We start from the raw sequence: 20441 nt of genomic DNA, 5'->3' as shown, positions 1-20441 counted from the left end.
GAGCGGCAAGGAGAGGGGCTGCGGCCTTGCCCGCAGCCCGGCCCGGATGCTGTCAGCTGCCCAGTGCCGGTCCCACTCGTGCCTCGGACTGACCGCTGGCGGCCAGCTCGCGGGCGACGAAGCCGTTGCGGATCTGCTCGTCGAGAAAATCCCGGACGAAGGCCGCACCAGCGCTACGCCCCTTGGGCACGGCCATGGCCTGACGGATCTCGGTGAAGCTGTCGGCCAGCACCCGGTAGCCGGCGTGAGCCCGGGCATAGGCCTCCAGCGGTTGGCGCACGCCGGCGGCGGCGTCCAGGCCCTGGTCGACGAACCAGTCCACGGCGGCTGCCGAGGTCGGCGCCCGCACCAGCTCGGCCTGGGTCAGGGTACGGCTCAGGTAGAGGTCGTAGGCGGCGCCCTGCCCCACGGCGATACGGCGGCCAGCCCGGTCCAGCTCGGCGACGCCCTGAGCGGGATCGGCGTCCCGCAGCAGATAGGTGCCCTCGATGATGACGTAGGGATGGCTGAAGTCGATCTGCGCCGCCCGTACCGGTTCGATGGCCAGGAAGGCCAGGTCCCAGGCGTCGTCTTCGAGGGCGGCGAAGACCTTGCCGGCGGCGTCGTAGGTGCTGAACTGCACGGGCACGCCCAGACGCTCGGCCAGGGCGTGGGCCAGGGCCGCGGAGACCCCGGCCGGCTGGCCATCGGCGCCACGCTGCGCCAGCACCGGATTACCGTAGTTGATCGCCGTCCGTAGCGCGCCCTGGGGGGCGAGGTCCGCGAGTACCGCTGAGCTGGGGGTCATGGGAGAACTCCTTGGAGGTCAGGTGGTGGCCGCAGCGGCGCGGGTATCGTCGTCGCCACGGTCGAGACGGATCAGCAGGGTCATGATGAAGGCGATCGCCAGCAGCGCACTGAGAAACAGCAGGCCCGCCGAGGCGCTCTGGGTATTGCCCTTCACCATGCCGATCATGAAGGGTCCGACAAAGCCGCCCAGGTTGCCAATGGAATTGATCACGGCGATGGATACCGCGGCCGTGGAGCGGCTGAGAAACAGCGTCGGTAGCGCCCAGAACGGCGACTTGAAGCTGTACAGACCGGCCAGCGCCAGGCTGATCAAGCCGATCGCCAGGTAGGGATCGCGCACCAGTCCGGCCCCCACCAGCGCCACCGCCGCGACCGCCAGCGGTAAGGCCGAGTGCAGACGCCGTTCGCCGTGGCGATCCGAACGTCGCGACCAGGCGATCATCACCAGGGTGGCGACGATGTAGGGAATGGTGGCGATCAGACCGATCTGGGTATGGCTCAGCGCGGAGGAGAAGCCCTTGATGATCTGCGGCATCCAGTAACCCACACCCAGGCTGCCGCACTGGTAGACGAAGTAGATGAAGGCCAGGTAGAGCACCTTGGGATTGCTCATGGCCTTGAGCGCGCCGAAATGCCTGACGTCCTTGCGCGCCTGGCGATCTCGCTCCAGCTCGGCGAGCAGCCAGACCTTTTCTTCATCTGCCAGCCAGCGTGCCTGTTCGGGCCGATCGGTGAGGTAGAGATAGCACAGCACTCCGAGGAACACCGCCGGGATGCCTTCGAGAAACAGCATCCAGCGCCAACCGCTCCAGCCCAACCAGTGGACGTTGTCCATGATCCAGGTCGAGAGCGGCGCGCCGATGACGTAGGACACCGGGATCGCCGCGGTGAAGAGTGCCACCGTGGTGGCCAGTTCGCGTGAGCGGAACCAGTAGGTCAGGTAGACGATGATTCCGGGAAAGAAACCCGCCTCGGCCACCCCCAGCAGAAAGCGCAGGATATAGAGGTGCATGGCGGTCTGGGCGAAGGCCGTGGCCGCGGCGATCACCCCCCAGGTGAGCAGGATGCGCGCGATCCACACCCGCGCGCCAAAGCGTTCGAGCAGGAGGTTGCTCGGCACCTCGAACAGGAAGTAGCCGATGAAGAAGATGCCCGAGACGAAGCCGAACACTTCGCTGGACAGCGCCAGCTCGGCGTTCATCTGCAACGCTGCGTAGCCGATGTTGGCCCGGTCCAGATAGGAGACGATGTAGAGCAGGAAGACGAAGGGGATGATGCGCCAGGTCACCTTGCGGATGACGGCCTGCTCCCGGCTCACGGGGGTGGTGTTCATGATGGCCTCACAGGGCCGCAACGGGGCGGCCGATCTTGTTGTTATGGGATGCGGCGACGATCTTCAGCGGCTGAAGATCAGGCACACCGGGCTGCCGCAGCGCACCACCGTGCCGGTGGGCTCGAGGATTCCCCGGGTCTCGTCGACCAGGAAGGTGACGATGCTGTCGCTGTCTTCGTTGAGGGCGAACAGCTGGCGGCCATCCGGCGCCAGGGCGAAGGCGCGTGGCGTGCGGCCACCGCTCGCCAGGCTGCCGAGCGGCGTGGGCAGCCCGCTCTGGGGATCCAGCGTGAAGACCATCAGGCTGTCGTGACCGCGATTGGAGGTGTAGAGCAGACGCCCGCTGCGATCCAGTTCGATGGCCGCCGCCCGGCTGTTGCCGGTGAAGCTGGCCGGCAGCGTCGAGTGGATGGCCAGAGGTTCGAGGACACCGGAACGGGCAGCGAAGGCATAGGTGGTGAGGGTCGAATCCAGCTCGTTGACCACATAGGCCCGCGGCAGGTGCGGATGGCAGACCAGATGCCGCGGCCCCGCGCCTTCGCGGGTCGCCACCTCGGCCATCGGCACCAGGCGTCCGTCGTGAAAGGCGAAGCTGAAGATCCGGTCCAGTCCCTTGTCCGGCACCAGCACGAAGCGGCCACTGGGGTCGAAGGGATTGCAGTGGGGCTTGGCATGGGGCTGTTCCTGGCGGTGCGGCCCGGGTTCGCCCTGCAGCTCCAGCAGCTGGACCAGTGGCTCCAGCTGCCCATCTGCCGCCACCGGCAGGACAGCGAGACTGCGACCGAGGTGATTGCTCACCACCAGATGGCGATCGTCCGGCGCCAGCGCCAGGTGCACGGGATTGCGACCGCCGCTGGCTTGCTGATTGAGCAGGGTCAGGCAACCGCTCTGGCGGTCGACGGCGAAGGCGCTGACCGCCTGTTCGTCGCCATGCACCGTATAGAGACGGTCACCCGCCCGATTGAGGGTCAGGTAGGACGGATTGATCAGGTCGCCGACCACCTGGACGAGTTCCAGCGCGCCTGCGGGCGTGACCCGGTAAACGCTGATCCCCTCCCCGCGGGCCTGGCGGGCACGGGTGGTTCGGCTGCCGACATAGGCGTACATAGGGCTCTCCTGGCACCGGCTGGAAGGGTCCGACGTCCGCGCCAAGGCGAACGTCCGACCTGCTTGCGCCACCTTAGGCAACCCGCTGCCCAGCGAAAATTGACCTTTGGCCAACGCAGCGTTCGCGCTTGGCGAACGCTCGCCAGGTGGCTGTTTCAGTGTTCGCTGTAGGGCACGCCGCCGCGCGCCTTGTCTTCCGGCTCGGCCTCGACGATCTGCACGATGACGCGGTCGGCAGCCACCCCGAAGCTATCCACCACCGCCTCGGTGATGCGCTTCATCAGCAACTTCTTCTGTTCGGCACTACGGCCCTTGACGGCGTGAACGATGATTTCCGGCATGGATGTCTCCTAGGACTGGGTACGGTGTTCCGCGGCGATCGGGCGCGTCTCACCCGTCTCTACCAGGGTGCGGGTGGCGTCGGCCGAGCCATAGATCCAGAGAATCTTCATGGGCTCGGTCGCCGAGGCATTGCGAAAGCGATGGGGTACTCCAGCGGGGATATAGGTGACGTCCTGGGGTGCGATGGTGAATTCCTGGCCATCGATATCGAAGATCGCCCGGCCCTCCACCAGCATCACGCTCTCTTCACAGTTGTGGAAATGGAAGGGAATCTGCGCTCCACCCTGGAATTCGGTGTAGCCGTTGATGAAGGTGCGCGCGCCCAGGCCCGCGGTCACCAGCGGCGTGGTGGCGGCGCCACCGCCGCGGTCGTGCTTGGCGATGGCCTCGGGTTTGAGTAGCCAGGCAGCGGAATTGGTCTTGATCATGAAAGTCTCCTTGGGTCAGGCCTGAGCGCCCTGCCAGACGGTCTTGACGTTGGTGAATTCACGAATGCCCCACTCGCCCAGTTCGCGGCCATACCCGGACTGCTTGATACCGCCGAAGGGCACCCGTGGATCGGAAGCCACTAGCGCATTGATGAACACCGCGCCCGCTTCGAGGCGCCGGGCGAGCCGCTGGGCTTTCGCCAGATCACGGGTCCAGAGGGCAGCGCCCAGGCCGAATTCGCTGGCGTTGGCGACGCGGATCGCCTCGTCCTCGTCGGCGACCCGGATGATCGCGGCCACTGGCCCGAAGGTCTCCTCGCGGGCCACGGTCATCTCCGGGGTCACCTGGTCGAGCACGGTGGGTGGATAGAAGAAGCCCGGCCCTGGAAGGGGCGTACCGCCCAGTACCAGGCGTGCACCTTCGGCAAGACTGAGCGTCACCTGGCGCTGCAGATCCTCGCGCAGACCGGCGCGGGCCAGCGGACCGATCTGGGTGGCACGCTCAAGCGGATCGCCCAGCCGCAGGCTGGCGGCAGCGGTGGCGAAGGCCTCGGTGAAGGCATCGGCCACTGCCTCGGCGACGATGAAGCGCTTGGCGGAAATGCAGCTCTGACCGGCGTTGCCAAAGCGCGCCTTGACCGCGGTCTGCGCGGCCAGGGCCACGTCGGCATCGGCCAGTACGATGAAGGGGTCCGAGCCGCCCAGTTCCAGCACCTGCTTCTTCATCAGTGCGCCGGCCTGGCTAGCCACCTGCTGGCCGACCGCGGTGGAGCCGGTCAAGGTGACGGCGGCGATGCGCGGATCGGCCAGCACTCCGGCCACTTCCCGCGCTTCGATCAGCAGCGTTGCCACCAAGCCAGTGGGCAGGTCGGCCTCGGCGAACGCCTGCTCCAACGCCAGGGCGCAGCCCGGCACGTTGCTGGCGTGCTTGAGGATGGCGCCATTGCCGGCGGCCAGCGCCGGTGCGGCGAAGCGGACGAACTGCCAGAACGGATAGTTCCAGGGCATCACCGCGAGCACCACGCCCAGCGGATCGTAGACCACCCGGCTATCGGCGGCAGCGCTGGCCACAGGAGTATCGGCGAGAAAGCCAGGTGCCTGCTCGGCGTAGAACTCGCAGGTGAGCGCGGATTTCTCGATCTCCGCCTCGGATTCCACCAGCGGCTTGCCCATCTCGCTGACGATGAGTCGCGCATAGGTGTCGCGCCCGGCGCGCAGGACGGCGGCCAGGCGCACCAGGGCCGCGCAGCGCTCCGCCAGGGGACGCTCAGCCCAGCACCGCTGCGCAGCAGCGGCCTGGGCCAGGCGCGCTTCGACCTGGGCCGGCGTGTGGGTGTAGTAGGTCGCGATGGCAGCCCCGGTGGCGGGGTTGATGACTTCGATCATGAACGAACTCCATATGTTTTTTATTATAACGAAAGACAATCGTTGTGACGACTTTGAACAGTGCAGCCATTGCCTTCAGGAAATCCAACCAGAGGAGACGGCTACAAAATCATCACTCGGTACTTTGTAATTACGTTATACCAAAGGAGTAAGGTGAGCAAGAGGTAGTCGACCTTGTAGGCCCTGGCGTAATGGGCACAGCGTCGATGGAGCCTCGTCCGACGTGCGAGCGCTCAGCACCCGGCACCCGGCGTAAGGAGCCGTGGTTCAAGCAGGCATCCTCGACCGGAGCGGCCTGACTTAGCGGGGCAAGTCACAAGCCCCGGCGTTGCTCGCCCGGTCCTGCGTGAACGTCTGATCAGCCCGGTTGGTTCACGGCGACGTCGGGGCCCAGACCTCCACGGCGCTGGCGTCCACGGCAGTGGGTAGCAGCTTGGCCGCGTGGAAGGCATCGGCGATGCGCTGCTGCTCGCCGAGGGCGGCGCGGCTGACCGGCTGGACATCGTAGGTGCGGCGGCCGTTGGCCAGCTCGGCGGTCGCCTCGTCCAGGCGACCCCACTGCGGACCAAGGATGCGTGCCGCCGCGGCAGGGTGTTGCTTCACCCACTGGCCGGTGCGCTGCAATTCGGCGAAGACCAGGGCCAACACCTCGGGATGGGCCTGGGCATAGGGGGTGGCGGCCAAGTAATAGCGCTGGTAGCTGGCCAGGCCTTCGCCCGAGGCGAGGATGCGGACGTGCTGCTGGCGCTGGGCGCTGGCGACGAAGGGCTCCCAGGTGACCCAGGCGTCCACCTTGCCATTCTCCAGGGCGGTGCGGCCGTCGGCCGGAGTGAGATAGGCCGGCTGGATGTCGGCGAAGGTCAGACCGACCTTCTGCAGGGCAGCGATCAGCAGGTAGTGGCTACCGGCGGCCTTGGTCACGGCGATGCGCTTGCCCTTGAGATCGGCGAGGGTCTGCAGCGGCGAGCCCTCCGGGACCAGGATGGCCTGGGCCTGGGGCGACGGCGTTTCCCGGGCGAAATAGGTGAGTTTGGCACCCGCGGCCTGGGCGAACACCGGCACGGTGTCGGCGACGTCGGCGGAGAGATCCACGTTGCCCACGTTGAGTGCTTCCAGCAGCGGCAGGCCGCTGGAGAATTCGTGCCAGCTGAGGGTGACACCCTGGGCCGCCAAGTCGCGTTGCAGGGTGCCCTGCTCCTTGAGCAGTACCAGCAGGGTGGAGGATTTCTGGTAACCGATACGCAGGCTGGTATCGGCCTGGACGGCGCTGGCGAGGCCTAGCAGACCCAGCGCGAGCAGGCCCCGGCGGAGAAGACCTGCGCGAAACGAAAAGCGGATAGCAGCCATGAATGCCTCAGCGGGTGGCGAATGGATGCCGGCCACAGTAAGGAATAAGCAAAGGTCATCTTAATACCGATTTGGAATTTGGTTAGAGGCGAGCCCCACGCCCGCGACCGCCTTAACGTTATTCCGAAAGGCTATTTAAAGCCCTGTATATCTTGAAGCTAACGTATAACCACCGGACCACCGGATCTCTCCTTTCGCCTTGAACCCGAGGATCCCATGGCCGTGCTCCGGACTCTTCTCCCCTCGGGGGCGCCCAACCCATGACCGCCCCCGCCAAGCAGGTGCTGCTCAACGCCTTCAACATGAATACCGTGGGCCACATCAACCACGGTCTCTGGACCCATCCGCGTGACACCTCCAGCCGCTACCACACCCTCGGCTACTGGACCGAGCTGGCGCAGTTGCTGGAACGCGGCCTGTTCGACGGGCTGTTCATCGCCGACATCCTGGGCGTCTACGACGTCTATGGCGGCAATGTCGACCTGACCCTGCGCGAATCCATCCAGTTGCCGGTCAACGATCCCTTCCTGCTGGTCTCGGCCATGGCCGCCAGCACCCGGCACCTGGGTTTCGGCCTCACCGCCAACCTCACTTACGAGCCGCCCTACCCCTTCGCCCGCCGCCTTTCCACCCTGGATCACCTGAGCGAAGGGCGCGTGGGCTGGAACATCGTTACCGGCTACCTGGACAGCGCCGCCCGCGCCATGGGTCTGGACCGGCAGATCGCCCACGACCGCCGCTACGACCAGGCCGACGAATACCTGGAAGTGCTCTACAAGCTGCTCGAAGGCAGCTGGGCCGACGATGCGGTGGTCCGTGACCGCGTCCAGCGGATCTATGCCCGCCCCGAGCGGGTACGCAAGGTCGTGCACCACGGCGAATTCTTCGATGTCGAGGGTTATCACCTCTGCGAGCCCTCGCGGCAACGCACCCCGGTGCTGTTCCAGGCCGGCTCCTCGGATCGCGGCCTGGCCTTTGCCGGGCGTCATGCCGAGTGCGTGTTCATCTCCGGGCAGGACCAGACCGCCACCCGCGCCCAGGTAGAGCGGGTCCGCGGCGCGGCAGTGACCGCCGGCCGCCGCGCGGATGACGTCAAGCTGTTCATGGGCCTTACGGTAATCGTCGCCCCCACCGACGCCGAAGCCCGCGACAAGCACGCCGAATACCTGACTTATGCCAGCGCCGAGGCCGGCGTCGCCCACCATGCCGCCTCCGTGGGCATCGACCTGGCCGCCTATGGCCTGGACGAACCTATCCGCCCGCAACGGACCGAGGCCATCGAGTCGGCGCTCAAGCGCCTGGTCGCCAAGGACGCCGGCTGGACCCGCCGCAAGCTGCTGGAGCAGCACGCCCTCGGTGGCCGCTACACCGCCCTGGTCGGCGATCCCGGGCAGGTGGCCGATGCCCTGCTCGGCTGGATCGACGAAACCGGGCTGGACGGCTTCAACCTGGCGCGCACCGTGACCCCCGAGTGCTACGGCGACTTCATCGACCTGGTGATCCCGGAGTTGCAGAGCCGGGGTCGCTACAAGACCGCCTACGCCGAGGGCAGCTTCAGACACAAGCTGTTCGGCCGTGGCGACCACCTCGACACCCGCCATTTCGGCAGCCGTTTCCGCCAGGACTGACCCCTCAAGGACGCCCCATGACCCGCCTCAAACCCCTGCTCTTCGCCCTCGGCCTCTGCAGCACCGCAGCCCTGGCCGCGCCTCTCAAGATCGGCACCACCGCCGCCTTCGCCCCGCCGCTGGAAGTGGCGGTGCAGGAGGCCAGGGCCGCCGGGGTGGACGTCGAGATCGTCGAATTCAGCGACTGGATCGCCCCCAACACCAGCCTCGCCAACCATGACATCGACGCCAACTACTACCAGCACATCCCCTTCCTAGAGAACGCCAAGCGCACCGCCGGCTATGACCTGGTGGCGGTGGCGCCGGGGATCATCAACAACGTCGGGCTCTATTCGAAGAAGTACCGCACCCTGGCGGAAGTACCCAAGGGCGCGCGGGTGGCCATCGCCAACGATGCCATCAATGGCGGCCGTGGCCTGTTGCTGCTGGAAAAGGCCGGCTTCATCACCTTGAGGCCCGGCGTCGGCTACCACGCCACCCTGGCGGACATCACCGGCAATCCGCGCGACCTCCAGATCGTCGAACTGGAGGCCGTGCAGCTGGCCCGTTCGCTGGACGACGTCGACGTGGCTCAGGGTTATCCGCACTACCTGCGCCTGGCCAAGACCATAGATCCCAACCAGGCCCTGCTCTTCGATGGCCTCGACCACCCCGAATACGTCATCCAGTTCGTCGCCCGCCCGGACAACAAGGACGATCCGCGCCTGGCCAAGCTGATCGACCTCTACCAGCATTCGCCCAAGGTCCGCGCCGCCCTGGACCAGGCCCACGGCAGCCTCTACCAGCCGGGCTGGAAGGACTGATCTCCATCCCGTTTACTCAACGAGAACGGCACCTGGACAACGTCAGAGTTTTTCCACGACGAAGGCGCAGCGCCCCCTGTTTCGCCCCCCGTCGGGCAGGTCCAAGAATTCTTCGATGAGGATGCGCACGCCCTGCGACAGCAGCAGGGCGCGCAGCTCCTCGGGCGGATGGGAGTCGTAGAAGAACGGCTGGTTGAACATGGTATCGACGAAGGCATCCGCCACCGAGCCGCCCGCCGTCAGCATCAGCCGTCCCCCTTGCGGGAGCCCGGCGATCACTCGCGCCAGGAGCGTCGCGTGCCAGCGGCGCTCCAGATGGAACAGCGAATCCCACAGCAGCGCGCCCTGGTAGCGTTCGGCGCAGGCGTAGGTTTCCAGCCGCGCCTCGATCCAGCGCTGCTTGGGAAATTCCCGCCGCGCATGGGCCAGCATGGCGGCCGCCTGGTCGACCCCCAGCACGCGATGTCCCTGGGCGAGGATGGCGGCGGCCACCGGGGTGCCGGTGCCACAGCCCAGATCGAGCAGGGTGGCGCCGGGTTCAAGCTTTTCCAGGAGCACGTCCAGGTAGCGACGCTCGTCGTCCCTGAGGCTGACGCGGGCCTGGCGAAAGGTGTCGGCGATGGCGTTGTAGGAGGTCTTGTTCATGGCGTGGGCTCCCCGGTTGTCCCGGGAGCTTAGCCCACCCAGCCGCCGGCTTCCGGCCCTGCCTCTCGCTCCTGGCAGCTTCCCTGGTCTGGCCTCGAGTCGGCTGGCTCAGCCGGGTCGCGCTGACTTATGCCATCCGCGACTCCGGTGAGCCTCAGCCTAGGCCGCCGCCTGGGCCGCGGCCCGGGCTTCGAGGTCGCGCACCAGGGGCAGCACGCGCTGGCCGAAGTACTCGACCTCTTCCTGGAAGTGCAGGAAACCGGCCAGCACCAGGTCCACGCCCTCGGCCTTGAGGGCCACGATGCGCTCGGCGACCTGCTCGGGCGTGCCGATCAGGTTTGGCTTGAAGCCGTCGTTGTACTGCACCAGATCCTCGAAGCTGGAGTCGGCCCAGTTGCCCTTGCCTTCCGGGCTGGCAGCACCAGCCTGGCGCGCCGCATCACCAAAGGCCTTGACCGCCTCCGGGTTGGCCTTGGCCACGATCTCCCGCAACACCTCGCGCGCCCCGGCCTCGGTGTCGCGCGCGATGATGAAGGCATTCACCCCGACCTTGACCTCACGCCCCTCCGCCGCGGCCTTGGCGCGCAGGTCCTGCACCTGGGCACGAATCTCCTCGCGGGTGCCGCCGTTGGTGAAGTACCAGTCGGAGACCCGCGCCGCCATGTCCCGCGCGGCCCGCGAGCTGCCACCCTGGAAGATCTCTGGATGGGGCTGCTGCAGCGGCTTGGGTTTCAGGGTGTAGTCGCGGAAGCGATAGAAGTCGCCGGCGAAGCTGAAGTTGTCCTGGGTCCAGATGCCCTTGAGGGCGCGGATGAATTCCTCGGAACGCCGATAGCGTTCGTCGTGCTCCAGCCAGGGCTCGCCGATGCCGTGGAATTCACCCTTGAACCAGCCGGACACCAGGTTGATGGCGACCCGGCCGTTGGTGAGCTGGTCGATGGTCGCCAGCTGCTTGGCCGCCAGCGCCGGATTCCAGGGGCCGGGCAGGATGGCGGCGATCACCTTGAGACGCTCGGTGGCGGCCAGCAGCGCATGGCTGAAGGCCACCGATTCATGCTGGTATTCGGCGCCGTAGCCGGCGGTGAAACGGATCTGCGTCAGGGCGTAGTCGAAGCCGGCCCGCTCGGCGAGCTGGGCCAGCGTGCGGTTGTAGTCGATGCCCCAGTGGGTGCGCTGCTCGATGGTGCTGACGACCAGGCCGCCGCTGACGTTGGGGACCCAATAGGCGAATTTGACGAGGTTCTGCGACATGCAAAGGCTCTCCGGGTTGGGCTCGCCGCGAGGACGAGCGAAACAGTGACCCTGAGCCTTCTATCAAGAACCGAACCAAGTCAAAAATTCGTTCTACATCAATAATTTGCGAACAAATGTAAGACAATTTCAGGTGTAGCGCCAAGGGCAGCTGTCCAGCTGCTGTCGCCTGGGCAACAGCGCAGCAAGGCGTCTGGCAAGCCCTTCTCGCAAGGAAGCGGTCGGCTCAGGCGGCAGTGGTGCGCAAGAATTCGCTCCAGCGCCGCACCAGATAGTTGTGCTCGTCCATCACCGAATTCCACACCCCGATATGGCTCATGCGTTCGGCATAGGAACCGCCTTCGCGCCGTTGGCCCACCTCGATCAGCGGCAGGCCGTCGCTGCCGGCGAGTTCTTCACGGGCCGGCAGGCCGCCGTACCAGAAGTCCCACTCGGCGGCGCTCAGGTGATCCCGCGCCCGCACCGGATTGGCGATATAGAACCCCTGGCGCGCCATCACCGCCCCGGGCCAGCCGGCCAGCCACCAGTTGAGGTAGGCATAGGCGGCGTCACGCACCCGCCCCTCCGCGCAGCGCGACAGCGACAGGCCACCGAACCAGGCGCGGTAGCCTTCGCGCGGGACCGCCACCCGATAATCCATCCCCGCCCGGTGCAGGGCCATGAGCATGGGTGACCAGAGACTCTGGATATCCACCCCGGCGGCCAGGGTCAGCTCGCCGGCGCTGCGGTCGTCGGACCAGAACGCCGCGAAATGCCGATGGCGCTGGCGCTCCACCAGCAACTCGGCCAGGCGGTCGATCTCCTCCAGGCGCAGATTGCCGATGTCGTCGAAACGGGCGAGACCGGCCGCCTGGATCGCCAGGGCGGCGTCCAGGGCGCCGATGGCGGCGTCGCTCTGCAGGGCGCTGTGGCCACACCAGCCTTCGTCGATCAGCCAGGCCCAGCTCTCCTGCTGCCCCGCCAGGGCGGCAGGCAGGCTCTCCGGACGATAGGCGAAGCTGTCGGCGTTGTGGGTCAGCGGCAGCATGCTGATCCGCTCGCTGGGCTGGCCGCCCAGGCTGCCATCGTGCTGCACATAGAGGCGGTCGCACGGCCGGCAGCCGGGCGCCAGGCGATCCGTGGCATGCAGCCGGCCGCGCTTGGGCAGGTCGTTGATCTCCTCCCAGAGCGCGATGCGGCGGATGTCGATGGGCTGGATCGCCCGCGCCGGCCAGACGAAGTCGACGTTGTGGAACCACTGGTCATAGAGGTCGTAGCTGCCCGGCTCCAGCACCGCGATGCGCTGGGCGGTCTGGACGTCATGGATCTGGTAGACCAGGCGGATGCCCAGCTCCGCCTCCGCCCGCTGGCGGATGGGTTCGAGCAGGGTCACCGAGGTGCCCAGCACCCTCAGGGTCAGCGGCGTGCTCATGCGGCCCGGCCCAGGCCACCCATGAAGGCGGCGAAGGAGCGCCTGAGCAGCGCGGTATCCAGGTCACGGACGATGAACACCAGGCGCGAGCGGCGTTCGCCCGCCGGCCAGGCCGGCAGGTGCACCGGCGGATGCAGGCTGTGCTGCACGCCATGGATGACGATGGGTTGGCTGGCGTCGATCACGTCGAGGATGCCCTTGACTCGCAGGATGCGTTGCCCGTGGCATCTTAGCAGCATCGACAGCCACACCCCGAAGGCCATCCAGTCCAGCGGCCGGTCGAACTCCAGGCAGCAGACCTCGGCGCTGCCGTGGCGGCCTTCGGCGACCTCGGCGAACAGCCGCCAGCGACCGACCTCGGCCGCCGGATCGGCGGCGCGCAGGCCCTCGCCCAGCAGCAGGTCATCGCCGCTAACCACGGAAGCTGCAAGGGCCCGGGTGGCGGTGGGATTGAGCTGGGCCAGCTGCCAATCCAGCCGCTCCAGCACGGCAGGCGCGGCCCGGTCGGCCTTGCTCAGCAGCAGCCGGTCGGCCGCGGTGACCTGGTTGAGCCACTCCGGGTGCAGCCCTTCCTGTAGCGCGGCGTGCTCGGCGTCCACCACGGTCACCAGCAAGCCCAGGTGGAAGCGGCCGCGCAACTGGGGATCGAGATTGAGGGTGGCGAGGATCGGCCCCGGATCGGCCAGGCCGGTGGTCTCCAGCAGGACCCGGCGAAAGGCCGGAATCTCGCCGCGGCTGCGCCGACCGTGCAGGGTCAGCAGCGCTGCCTTGAGATCGCCGCGCACCGAGCAGCAGACGCAACCGCTGGGCAGCAGCACGGTGTCTGGGGCCACCTCTTCCACCAGCAGGTGGTCGATGCCGACCTCGCCGAATTCGTTGATCAGCAGCGCCGTCTCGCCCAGGGCTTCCTGGGCCAACAGGCGCCGCAGCAGGGTGGTCTTGCCGCTGCCGAGAAAGCCGGTGATGACATTGACGGCAAGGCTCATGGCGCCAACTCCAGCGGCGCCAGCACCCGCGGATCCAGGGGATCGAGCGGTCGCCCCAGCACCGCCTCGGCCTGGCGCCAGAGGTCGTCCAGGCCCTCGGCCAGGGCCTGGCGCCCGGTCGGGCCCTGGATCAGGTAGGAGGCGCCCTGGACGTCGCTCACGGTCAGCCGGAACGGCGCCACCACCCGGTTGATGGCGGCGACCCGACGCAGGCGCTCGCGCCGCCGGGGCAGGTCATCGCCCAGCGGATCGCTCCAGTGGAGATCCGGGCCCAGCAGGCCGCACAGTCCGCACATGGCTACCTCCTAGGGCATGACGTCGCCGGAATTGGGACCCAGGGTCTGGCCGACGAAGAGATTGCCACCCGGATCGCTGGCCAGCAGCAGCGCCACCGGCGCCACCTCCTCCGCGCGACCGAAGCGGCCCAGCGGCAATTCGCGGGCCTTGGCCGCCTTCCAGTCGGCGCTGATGCCGTCCACCAGCGGGGTCTCGATGGGCCCGGGGGCGATGGCGTTGACCAGCACGTTGTCGCGGCCCACCTCCAGCGCCAGCGACTTGGTGAAGCCGATCACCCCGGCCTTGGCCGCCGCATAGTGGCAGAGCTCGGCGCCGCCCTTGATGCCGAGCTGGGAAGCGACGTTGATGATGCGGCCCCAGCGCTGCGCCTGCATGTGCGGCAGGGCGCGCTGGCTGGCGAGAAAGACGCTGGTGAGGTCGACGCGCAGCATGTCGTTCCACTGTTCCAGGGACAGGTCGACGCAGGGTGCCTGGGTCAGCATCCCGGCATTGTTGACCAGGATGTCGATGCCGCCGTAAGCCGCCACGCAGGCCTCCACTCCGGCTCGGGCGCCATCCGGCTGGCCAACGTCGGCGACGGTCTCCGTCACCGACGCGCCCAGGGCCCGGCATTCCGTGGCCACCTGCGCCAGTCGCTCGGCGTCGCGGTCGGCCAGTACCAGGTGCGCCCCCGCAGCGGCATAGCTGCGGGCGATGGCAGCGCCGATCCCGCTGGCCGCGCCGGTCACCAGGGCGCGGCGGTCTGTCAGCTCAAACATGCTCTTCTCCTCAATCGGGCCAGCGGACGGTGAGACCGCCATCGACGATCAGACTCTGGCCGGTGATGTAGCTGGCTTCGGTACTGGTCAGGAACCGCACCAGCGCCGCCACCTCGTCGGGCCGGCCGACCCGCCCCAGGGGAATGCTGCGGGCGGCCTTGGCCAGGCCCTCCGGACCCAGGGAGTTCTTGGCGTCCAGCGATTGCGGCGTCTCGATCAGACCGGGAATCACGGCGTTGCAGCGGATGCCACGCGGCGCCAGTTCGACGGCCAGCGAGCGACACAGTCCCGGCACCCCGGCCTTGGCGGCGGCGTAATGGGCATGGTCCTGCCAGCCATAGACGCCACCGGCGATGGAGGAGATGGCCACCAGGGCGCCGCCCTCCCCCAGGTGCCGCGCGGCGGCGCGAAAGGTGCGCATGACGCCGGTGAGGTCGACGTCGAGCATCTCGTGCCAGCGCGCGTCGCTCATCTCCAGCAGCGGTGCGGCGCGGAGAAGTCCGGCGTTGGCCACGGCATAGTCGAGGCGGCCAAAGTGCGCCAGGGCGGCATCGGCCAGAGCATCCACCGACGCGCTGTCGCTGACGTCCAGGGGTTCGAGCAGGCACTCGCCACCCGCGGCGGCTACCAGCCGCCGAGTGTCTTCGGGGTCATGGGGATCACCCGGGTAGTAGCCGCCGACCACCCGCACGCCCCGCTGGGCATAGGCCACGGCCAGGGCCTGGCCGATGCCGCTGGCGGCACCGGTGATCAGGGCGACGGGAGAGGTATGAGCTGTCATGGGGGCTCCTGTCATTTGAGGCTGGTGGGTTCGACGTGGCGCGCGGTCCACATCACCAACCCGGAGAGAAAGCACGGCAGGGCACCGAACCACAGCGCGGCGCTGTGCCACTGGCCACCGCTGCCGAGCACGCTGGTGATGCCGAGGCCGGCGAGGATGGCGCCGATCGGTCCCATGGCGTGGACGATGGCGCCACCGGTGGCACGGATGCTGGTGGGAAAGCTTTCGCCCATGAAGAACAACATGGCCGAATAGGGGCCGGTAAGAAAGAACAGCCCCAGGCTGTAGAGCGCCACCACCGGTACCAGCTGGCTGGGCGCCTGCAGCATGGCGAAGAAGGCTACGCCGCCGCACATCCAGCCGAGGGCCACGGTGTTGCGCCTACCGATGCGATCGCCCAGCCAGCCATGGAACAGGTAGCCGATGAAGCCGACGGCGTTGGACAGCACCAGGATCCACAGCGAATTCTCGAAGCTGAGCTTGTGCACGCTGACGATCACCGAGGTCCCCAGCACGCTGAACACCTGGATCGCCGACCAGTTGAGCAGGATGGCCAGGCTCAATACCAGGGTCGGGCGCAGGGCCTGGCCCTTGAAGGCCATGGCCACGCCGGCCTTGGCGTGCTCTTCGTAGTCCACGCCGTATTCACGGGCCAGGCTGCGGGCGTCCTGCTCCTGGCCTTCGCGGCGCAGGCGCTGGATGCGGGCGTGCACCTGGAATTGCGGACTTTCCTTGAGCTTGCGCGCCAGCACCGCGATGACGAAGGCCGGCACGGCGGCGAACACGAAGCAGCCCTGCCAGCCGATGTGCGGCAGCAGCAAGGCGGTGAGCCCCGCGGCGATTAGCGCGCCGATCGGCCAGCCACTCTGCACCAGGCTGTAGATGAAGCCCCGGCGGCGGATCAGCCGCGGATCGTCGGAGGCTGCATAGACCTCGGTCAGGTAGGTGGCGTTGACCCCCTCCTCCGCATAGCCCAGGCCGGCCACCGAACGCACCAGCACCAGCGGCACCTTGCCCATGCCGGCGCACAGCGCGGTCAGCGCCGAGCACACGGCCGTGCCGCCGATGGTGACGATGATGCCGCCGCGGCGACCGATCCGGTCCACCAGCGGGCCGATGGCGAAGGCGATGATGGCTCCGCCCAGCGCCACCCAGGTGGCGAGTTCGGCCTGCTCGGCTTCGCTCCAGTTGAAGTGCCCACCCATTACCGGCAGCAGGGTGCCGAAGAGGATGAAGTCGTAGACGGCGAACACCCAGGCGAAGAAGGCGATCCAGGTGGCGTAGCGGACATCACCGGAAGACAGCGGCTGCGGTTTCCAAGCAGCCGTGGCGGTTTCCGGGTGGAGCGAAGGGGCGGCAGGGAGGGTCATGATCCTGTACCTGTGGGCTGGGCGCTTAGCGCTGGCGCGGCTGGCGCCGCAGGAAGTCGTCGGCGATCTCGTCCATGGTGGCGAAGCGCACCCCGGCGTGACCCTGGATATGCTCGATCAGGCGTTCGAGCATCAGCAGCACCTGCGGCCGTCCCGAGACATCGGGGTGGATGGTGATGGGGAAGACGGCGTAGTCCATCTCGCGATAGACCCAGTCGAACTGGTCGCGCCACATCTCTTCCAGGTGGCGCGGATTGACGAAGCCATGGCTGTTGGGCGCCTTCTTGATGAACATCATCGGCGGCAGGTCGTCGAGGTACCAGTTGGCCGGGATCTCCACCAGATCGGTTTCCTGGCCGCGCACCAGCGGCTTCATCCAGCTCTCGGGCTGCTGGCTGTAGTCAATCTTGGTCCAGTTGTCGCCGACCCTCACGTAGTAGGGACTGAAGTCGTTGTGCATCAGGCTGTGGTCGTACTTGATGCCCTTCTTCAGCAGCAGCTCGTTGGTCACCCGGCTGAATTCCCACCAGGGCGCGACATAACCGGTGGGGCGCTTGCCGGCCAGGGCGGTAATCAGCTCGATGGACCGGTCCAGCACCGCCTCCTCCTGCTCGGGGGTCATGGCGATGGGATTCTCGTGGCTGTAACCATGGATGCCGATCTCGTGGCCTGCCGCGGCCACCGCCTGCATCTGCTCGGGAAAGGTCTCCACCGAATGGCCCGGAATGAACCAGGTGGTCTTGAGGCCGTAGCGCTCGAACAGCTTGAGCAGCCGGGGCGACCCCACCTCGCCGGCGAACAGGCCGCGGGAGATGTCATCGGGCGAATCCTCGCCGCCGTAGGAACCGAGCCAGCCCGCCACCGCGTCGACGTCGACGCCGATGGAAACGAAGATTTCTTTGGCCATCGTTGCACTCTCCAGTACCCGGAAGAAACCCAGGTCGATGACGGAGCCGGGCCCCCGCCACCGCCATTTGAAATCAGGCGCTGACCAGGGCTTCCACGGCCGTGGCGGCATCGAGCAGGCGCTCGTCCGCGGCGGCGGGGGCCACCAGCAACAGGCCGGTGGGCAGGCCCTGGGCATCGCTGCCGCTGGGTAGCGAGACACCCGGCGCGCCGAGCAGGCTGCCGGCCATGGTCAGGCGCAGCAGCTCCAGATTGGTGGCCGCGAAGAGGTCTGTGTCGGCTTCCAGGGGAGCCAGCAGCGGTGCCACGCGGCTCACCGTCGGCACCAGCAGCAGCGCCTCGGCGAATTCGGCGGCAAAGCGCTGCCGCAGCTGATCGCGGCGTTCATGCAGAACGGCCAGGTGGCCATCGGGCAAGGCCCGTGCCCGCTCCAGGCGCTGCCGCACCCGTGGGTCCAGGCGTGCGGCCGCGGGACCGTCGAGCACCTCGCGGTGCAGGGCGAAGGCTTCCAGGGCCCCTGGCCAACCTTCTGCGGCGAGAAATTCCAGGGCATCGGCAAAGACCGTGCGGGCGCGGCGCTCCACGCGCACCCCGGCGCGGGTCAGCCGCTCGGCGGCGGCCAGCAGATTGGCCCGCACCGCCGGCTCCACCCGGGAGTCGTCCAGCACGCTCAGGTCCAGCACCACGCGCAGCGCCGGCAGCGCCGGCAGCGGTCGGGCGGCAGCGCCTGTCAGCAGGCGATCCAGGCACTGCACATCGCGCAGGCTGCGCGCCAGCGGACCCGGCACGTCATAGGATGCGGCCAACGGAAAGATGCCGGTCGCCGGATAGCGCCCCAGGCTGGGGCGATAACCCACCAGCCCATTGAGCGCGGCCGGCAGGCGCACCGAACCGGCGGTATCGGTACCGAGGGCCAGGGGCACGATGCCGGCGGCGACAGCCACCGCCGACCCCGAAGAGGAGCCGCCGGGTATGCGTACCTCACCCTGCATCCGGGGATTGGCAGGCGTGCCGAAATGGGGATTCGATCCCACCCCGGAATAGGCAAATTCGCTGAGATTGACCTTGCCCAGGCTGACCAGTCCGGCCTGGCTCAGGCGCTGCACCAGCTCGGCGTCGGTGGCGGCCGGTGGCGCCAGACGGCGCAGCTCGGCGCCGCAGGTGGTGACCTCGCCCTGCAGGTCGAACAGATCCTTCCAGGCCAGCGGCACGCCATCCAGCGGCGAGCGCGGCTGCCCGGTCTTCCAGCGCTCGCGCGCGGCCAGGGCTTCGGCGCGTCCACGCGCGGCGGTAAGGCTGATGAATACGGCCGAGGATGCCTGGGCGCGAGCCAGCGCCGCCTCGAAGACCGCGACCGGATCGAGGGTACCGGCGGCATAGGCCTCGCCGAGACCGACCGCATCCAGGGACAGGGCTTGGGCAGAATCCATGGCTGCTCCTTAAACGTACATTTTATAATTTGGTACGTTTGATAGAGCAGGCTTTGTGCCAGCTTGAGAAAAAGGCTGCTACTTAATCGCAAAGCCAGCGCTTAGAGGTCGCTCGATCCTTTCTTCACCAGGGGCCAATAAAATGTACTTAAATTAAATAGATCCATCTTTGTGCAGAACCGTAACGCCTGCCCCGTTACCGTGCGTACACCTGACCCCCGGCGGTAACGCGCGAAAGGCCGCAGGCCTGTGCCACAATTCTCATCTCGTTTCCGGAAGGCCCCCGATGTCGGCAGCAGTCCCCGCCCCCCTCGATGACAGTCGTACCGCCGCGCGCTACGCGATGATCCGCAATGCGCTGCGCGAAGCCATCCTGGGCGGTCGCGCGGTGCCGGGGCTGGTCCTGGTCGAGGCGCCGCTGGCACAGCTGTTCGGCACCAGTCGGGTACCGGTGCGCCAGGCGCTGACGCTGTTGCAGGAGGAAGGCCTGATCCGCCGCTTCGAAGGGCGTGGTTATCTGATCGATCCGGCCGGCACTGCGGGCGAGCCGCAGCGCCAGCCGCTGACCCGCCAGTTGCTCGGGCTGGACAGCGGTGACGAACTGATCGATACGCGCTCCCTGGGCGAGCGCGTAGGCGACGAGATCGCCGCCTGTGTCAGCCACGCCCTGCTCTTCGGCCATTTCCGCCTGGACGAGCAGCGGGCGGCCGACCACCTGGGCGTCAGTCGCGCCGTGGTGCGTGAAGCCCTGATGCGCCTGCGCGATCGCGGCCTGGTGGAAAAGGAACCCTATGGCCAGTGGCTGGCCGGTCCGCTCACCGCCCAGGCCATCCGCGACGACTACGAGATCCGCGCCCTGCTGGAACCCGAGGCGCTGTTGCAGACGGCGCCGGGGCTGGCGCGCGGCGAGTTGCTGGCGATGCTCGAACGACTGGAGCAGCTGGCCGCCCACCTTGCCCCCACCTCCTGGACCGCGGTGGAGCGCATCGAGGCGGATCTGCATGGGCGCTGCCTGGCCGGCCTGCGCAATCGCAAGCTGGCCCAGCTGATCGCCCACAGCCAGAGTCCGCTGAACGTCTCGCGCATCTTCCACCAGTCGCTCGGCACGCCGCTGGACGAGGCGGTGCTGGTGGAGCATCGCCTGGTGCTGGAATCCCTGCTGGTGGGCAGTCCCGACTCGGCCGCCAGCCAGTTGCGCAATCACCTCCTGCGCGGTCGCGACCGCACCCTGCAGCGCCTCAAGGTGCTCTCGGTGCTGCCCGACCCGGAATTGCCGGCCTATCTGGAGCGCCTGAGCTAGTGTGGTGTTTCAGACGTTATCTGCACAATTTTGGCGGCGCTTTTTAGGCCCCGGCGGCGTTGCCACTTCTCGCCATAGCCCTGCTATGACTCGTCGCGGCGCCTAGCCAGGACCAAAAAATCACTCGCCAACTCTTGCGCGAA

At 67.6% G+C, this 20441-nt stretch carries 20 protein-coding genes; 3 read left to right on the top strand and 17 right to left on the bottom strand.

Annotation, left to right across the window (positions count from 1 at the left end):
* Nucleotides 1–52 precede the first annotated feature (52 nt).
* The 7 genes from PVZ72_RS08675 to PVZ72_RS08645 all read right to left on the bottom strand — a co-directional run bounded on the left by PVZ72_RS08675 (nucleotide 53) and on the right by PVZ72_RS08645 (nucleotide 6732).
* Nucleotides 53–787 (bottom strand): ABC transporter substrate-binding protein, encoded by a 735-nt coding sequence (locus PVZ72_RS08675; RefSeq protein WP_187979112.1) that lies wholly within the window; start codon nucleotides 785–787, stop codon nucleotides 53–55.
* Nucleotides 788–805: 18 nt separating this feature from the next.
* Nucleotides 806–2122, bottom strand: a complete 1317-nt coding sequence (locus tag PVZ72_RS08670; RefSeq protein ID WP_273861701.1) for an MFS transporter — start codon at nucleotides 2120–2122, stop codon at nucleotides 806–808.
* A 63-nt stretch (nucleotides 2123–2185) separates the two neighbouring features.
* On the bottom strand, nucleotides 2186–3229 hold the full coding sequence (locus tag PVZ72_RS08665) for a lactonase family protein (protein ID WP_273861700.1): 1044 nt from the start codon (nucleotides 3227–3229) through the stop codon (nucleotides 2186–2188).
* 155 nt (nucleotides 3230–3384) lie between these two features.
* Nucleotides 3385–3570, bottom strand: coding sequence for a tautomerase family protein (locus PVZ72_RS08660; RefSeq protein WP_273861699.1), 186 nt, complete (start codon nucleotides 3568–3570; stop codon nucleotides 3385–3387).
* 9 nt (nucleotides 3571–3579) lie between these two features.
* A complete protein-coding gene (locus PVZ72_RS08655) occupies nucleotides 3580–3999 on the bottom strand; it encodes a cupin domain-containing protein (protein WP_273861698.1) in 420 nt (139 codons plus the stop codon).
* A 15-nt stretch (nucleotides 4000–4014) separates the two neighbouring features.
* A complete protein-coding gene (locus PVZ72_RS08650; RefSeq protein WP_273861697.1) occupies nucleotides 4015–5385 on the bottom strand; it encodes an NAD-dependent succinate-semialdehyde dehydrogenase in 1371 nt (456 codons plus the stop codon).
* Between the two features lie 372 nt (nucleotides 5386–5757).
* Entirely contained in the window at nucleotides 5758–6732 is a 975-nt protein-coding gene (locus PVZ72_RS08645; RefSeq protein ID WP_273861696.1) for an aliphatic sulfonate ABC transporter substrate-binding protein, read from the bottom strand.
* 260 nt (nucleotides 6733–6992) lie between these two features.
* Here PVZ72_RS08645 and PVZ72_RS08640 point away from each other — a divergent pair, with 260 nt between their 5' ends.
* The gene (locus PVZ72_RS08640) at nucleotides 6993–8360 is read left to right on the top strand and encodes an LLM class flavin-dependent oxidoreductase (protein WP_273861695.1); all 1368 of its coding nucleotides are present in this window, start codon (nucleotides 6993–6995) and stop codon (nucleotides 8358–8360) included.
* Nucleotides 8361–8377: 17 nt separating this feature from the next.
* A complete protein-coding gene (locus PVZ72_RS08635; protein WP_273861694.1) occupies nucleotides 8378–9163 on the top strand; it encodes a MetQ/NlpA family ABC transporter substrate-binding protein in 786 nt (261 codons plus the stop codon).
* Nucleotides 9164–9205: 42 nt separating this feature from the next.
* On the opposite strand, the gene PVZ72_RS08630 is transcribed toward PVZ72_RS08635, so the two are convergent.
* The 10 genes from PVZ72_RS08630 to PVZ72_RS08585 form a co-directional block, all read right to left on the bottom strand.
* A complete protein-coding gene (locus PVZ72_RS08630) occupies nucleotides 9206–9808 on the bottom strand; it encodes a class I SAM-dependent methyltransferase (RefSeq protein WP_187979108.1) in 603 nt (200 codons plus the stop codon).
* 159 nt (nucleotides 9809–9967) lie between these two features.
* The gene (gene sfnG / locus PVZ72_RS08625; RefSeq protein WP_273861693.1) at nucleotides 9968–11059 is read right to left on the bottom strand and encodes a dimethylsulfone monooxygenase SfnG; all 1092 of its coding nucleotides are present in this window, start codon (nucleotides 11057–11059) and stop codon (nucleotides 9968–9970) included.
* Between the two features lie 226 nt (nucleotides 11060–11285).
* Nucleotides 11286–12470, bottom strand: coding sequence for an ABC transporter substrate-binding protein (locus tag PVZ72_RS08620; RefSeq protein WP_273861692.1), 1185 nt, complete (start codon nucleotides 12468–12470; stop codon nucleotides 11286–11288).
* Nucleotides 12467–13456 (bottom strand): CobW family GTP-binding protein, encoded by a 990-nt coding sequence (locus tag PVZ72_RS08615; protein WP_273861691.1) that lies wholly within the window; start codon nucleotides 13454–13456, stop codon nucleotides 12467–12469. The genes PVZ72_RS08620 and PVZ72_RS08615 overlap by 4 nt, the downstream gene beginning before the upstream one ends.
* Nucleotides 13453–13752: a hypothetical protein gene (locus tag PVZ72_RS08610; RefSeq protein ID WP_158897133.1), complete on the bottom strand. Its 300-nt coding sequence runs from the start codon at nucleotides 13750–13752 to the stop codon at nucleotides 13453–13455. Before PVZ72_RS08610 ends, PVZ72_RS08615 begins: the two co-directional genes overlap by 4 nt.
* A 9-nt stretch (nucleotides 13753–13761) precedes the next feature.
* Nucleotides 13762–14511: an SDR family NAD(P)-dependent oxidoreductase gene (locus PVZ72_RS08605; protein WP_273861690.1), complete on the bottom strand. Its 750-nt coding sequence runs from the start codon at nucleotides 14509–14511 to the stop codon at nucleotides 13762–13764.
* Between the two features lie 10 nt (nucleotides 14512–14521).
* Complete coding sequence (locus tag PVZ72_RS08600; RefSeq protein WP_133859268.1) at nucleotides 14522–15292, bottom strand: SDR family NAD(P)-dependent oxidoreductase; 771 nt, start codon at nucleotides 15290–15292, stop codon at nucleotides 14522–14524.
* Nucleotides 15293–15303: 11 nt separating this feature from the next.
* Complete coding sequence (locus PVZ72_RS08595; protein WP_133859269.1) at nucleotides 15304–16662, bottom strand: MFS transporter; 1359 nt, start codon at nucleotides 16660–16662, stop codon at nucleotides 15304–15306.
* Nucleotides 16663–16687: 25 nt separating this feature from the next.
* Nucleotides 16688–17569 (bottom strand): polysaccharide deacetylase family protein, encoded by an 882-nt coding sequence (locus PVZ72_RS08590; protein WP_133859270.1) that lies wholly within the window; start codon nucleotides 17567–17569, stop codon nucleotides 16688–16690.
* 73 nt (nucleotides 17570–17642) lie between these two features.
* Nucleotides 17643–18998 (bottom strand): amidase, encoded by a 1356-nt coding sequence (locus PVZ72_RS08585; protein ID WP_273861689.1) that lies wholly within the window; start codon nucleotides 18996–18998, stop codon nucleotides 17643–17645.
* 286 nt (nucleotides 18999–19284) lie between these two features.
* On the opposite strand from PVZ72_RS08585, the gene PVZ72_RS08580 reads away from it, so the two are divergent.
* The gene (locus PVZ72_RS08580) at nucleotides 19285–20298 is read left to right on the top strand and encodes a GntR family transcriptional regulator (protein WP_273861688.1); all 1014 of its coding nucleotides are present in this window, start codon (nucleotides 19285–19287) and stop codon (nucleotides 20296–20298) included.
* Nucleotides 20299–20441: the final 143 nt, after the last annotated feature.

The sequence above is a fragment of the Pseudomonas sp. LA5 genome (assembly GCF_028640825.1).
GTDB lineage: Bacteria > Pseudomonadota > Gammaproteobacteria > Pseudomonadales > Pseudomonadaceae > Chryseomonas > Chryseomonas aestiva.
This window is presented reverse-complemented; position numbering and strand designations above follow the sequence as displayed.

Coding starts and splice junctions, on each gene's coding strand:
- PVZ72_RS08675 (WP_187979112.1), bottom strand. CDS start 787: ATGACCCCCAGCTCAGCGGTACTCGCGGACCTCGCCCCCCAGGGCGCG.
- PVZ72_RS08670 (WP_273861701.1), bottom strand. CDS start 2,122: ATGAACACCACCCCCGTGAGCCGGGAGCAGGCCGTCATCCGCAAGGTG.
- PVZ72_RS08665 (WP_273861700.1), bottom strand. CDS start 3,229: ATGTACGCCTATGTCGGCAGCCGAACCACCCGTGCCCGCCAGGCCCGC.
- PVZ72_RS08660 (WP_273861699.1), bottom strand. CDS start 3,570: ATGCCGGAAATCATCGTTCACGCCGTCAAGGGCCGTAGTGCCGAACAG.
- PVZ72_RS08655 (WP_273861698.1), bottom strand. CDS start 3,999: ATGATCAAGACCAATTCCGCTGCCTGGCTACTCAAACCCGAGGCCATC.
- PVZ72_RS08650 (WP_273861697.1), bottom strand. CDS start 5,385: ATGATCGAAGTCATCAACCCCGCCACCGGGGCTGCCATCGCGACCTAC.
- PVZ72_RS08645 (WP_273861696.1), bottom strand. CDS start 6,732: ATGGCTGCTATCCGCTTTTCGTTTCGCGCAGGTCTTCTCCGCCGGGGC.
- PVZ72_RS08640 (WP_273861695.1), top strand. CDS start 6,993: ATGACCGCCCCCGCCAAGCAGGTGCTGCTCAACGCCTTCAACATGAAT.
- PVZ72_RS08635 (WP_273861694.1), top strand. CDS start 8,378: ATGACCCGCCTCAAACCCCTGCTCTTCGCCCTCGGCCTCTGCAGCACC.
- PVZ72_RS08630 (WP_187979108.1), bottom strand. CDS start 9,808: ATGAACAAGACCTCCTACAACGCCATCGCCGACACCTTTCGCCAGGCC.
- sfnG (WP_273861693.1), bottom strand. CDS start 11,059: ATGTCGCAGAACCTCGTCAAATTCGCCTATTGGGTCCCCAACGTCAGC.
- PVZ72_RS08620 (WP_273861692.1), bottom strand. CDS start 12,470: ATGAGCACGCCGCTGACCCTGAGGGTGCTGGGCACCTCGGTGACCCTG.
- PVZ72_RS08615 (WP_273861691.1), bottom strand. CDS start 13,456: ATGAGCCTTGCCGTCAATGTCATCACCGGCTTTCTCGGCAGCGGCAAG.
- PVZ72_RS08610 (WP_158897133.1), bottom strand. CDS start 13,752: ATGTGCGGACTGTGCGGCCTGCTGGGCCCGGATCTCCACTGGAGCGAT.
- PVZ72_RS08605 (WP_273861690.1), bottom strand. CDS start 14,511: ATGTTTGAGCTGACAGACCGCCGCGCCCTGGTGACCGGCGCGGCCAGC.
- PVZ72_RS08600 (WP_133859268.1), bottom strand. CDS start 15,292: ATGACAGCTCATACCTCTCCCGTCGCCCTGATCACCGGTGCCGCCAGC.
- PVZ72_RS08595 (WP_133859269.1), bottom strand. CDS start 16,662: ATGACCCTCCCTGCCGCCCCTTCGCTCCACCCGGAAACCGCCACGGCT.
- PVZ72_RS08590 (WP_133859270.1), bottom strand. CDS start 17,569: ATGGCCAAAGAAATCTTCGTTTCCATCGGCGTCGACGTCGACGCGGTG.
- PVZ72_RS08585 (WP_273861689.1), bottom strand. CDS start 18,998: ATGGATTCTGCCCAAGCCCTGTCCCTGGATGCGGTCGGTCTCGGCGAG.
- PVZ72_RS08580 (WP_273861688.1), top strand. CDS start 19,285: ATGTCGGCAGCAGTCCCCGCCCCCCTCGATGACAGTCGTACCGCCGCG.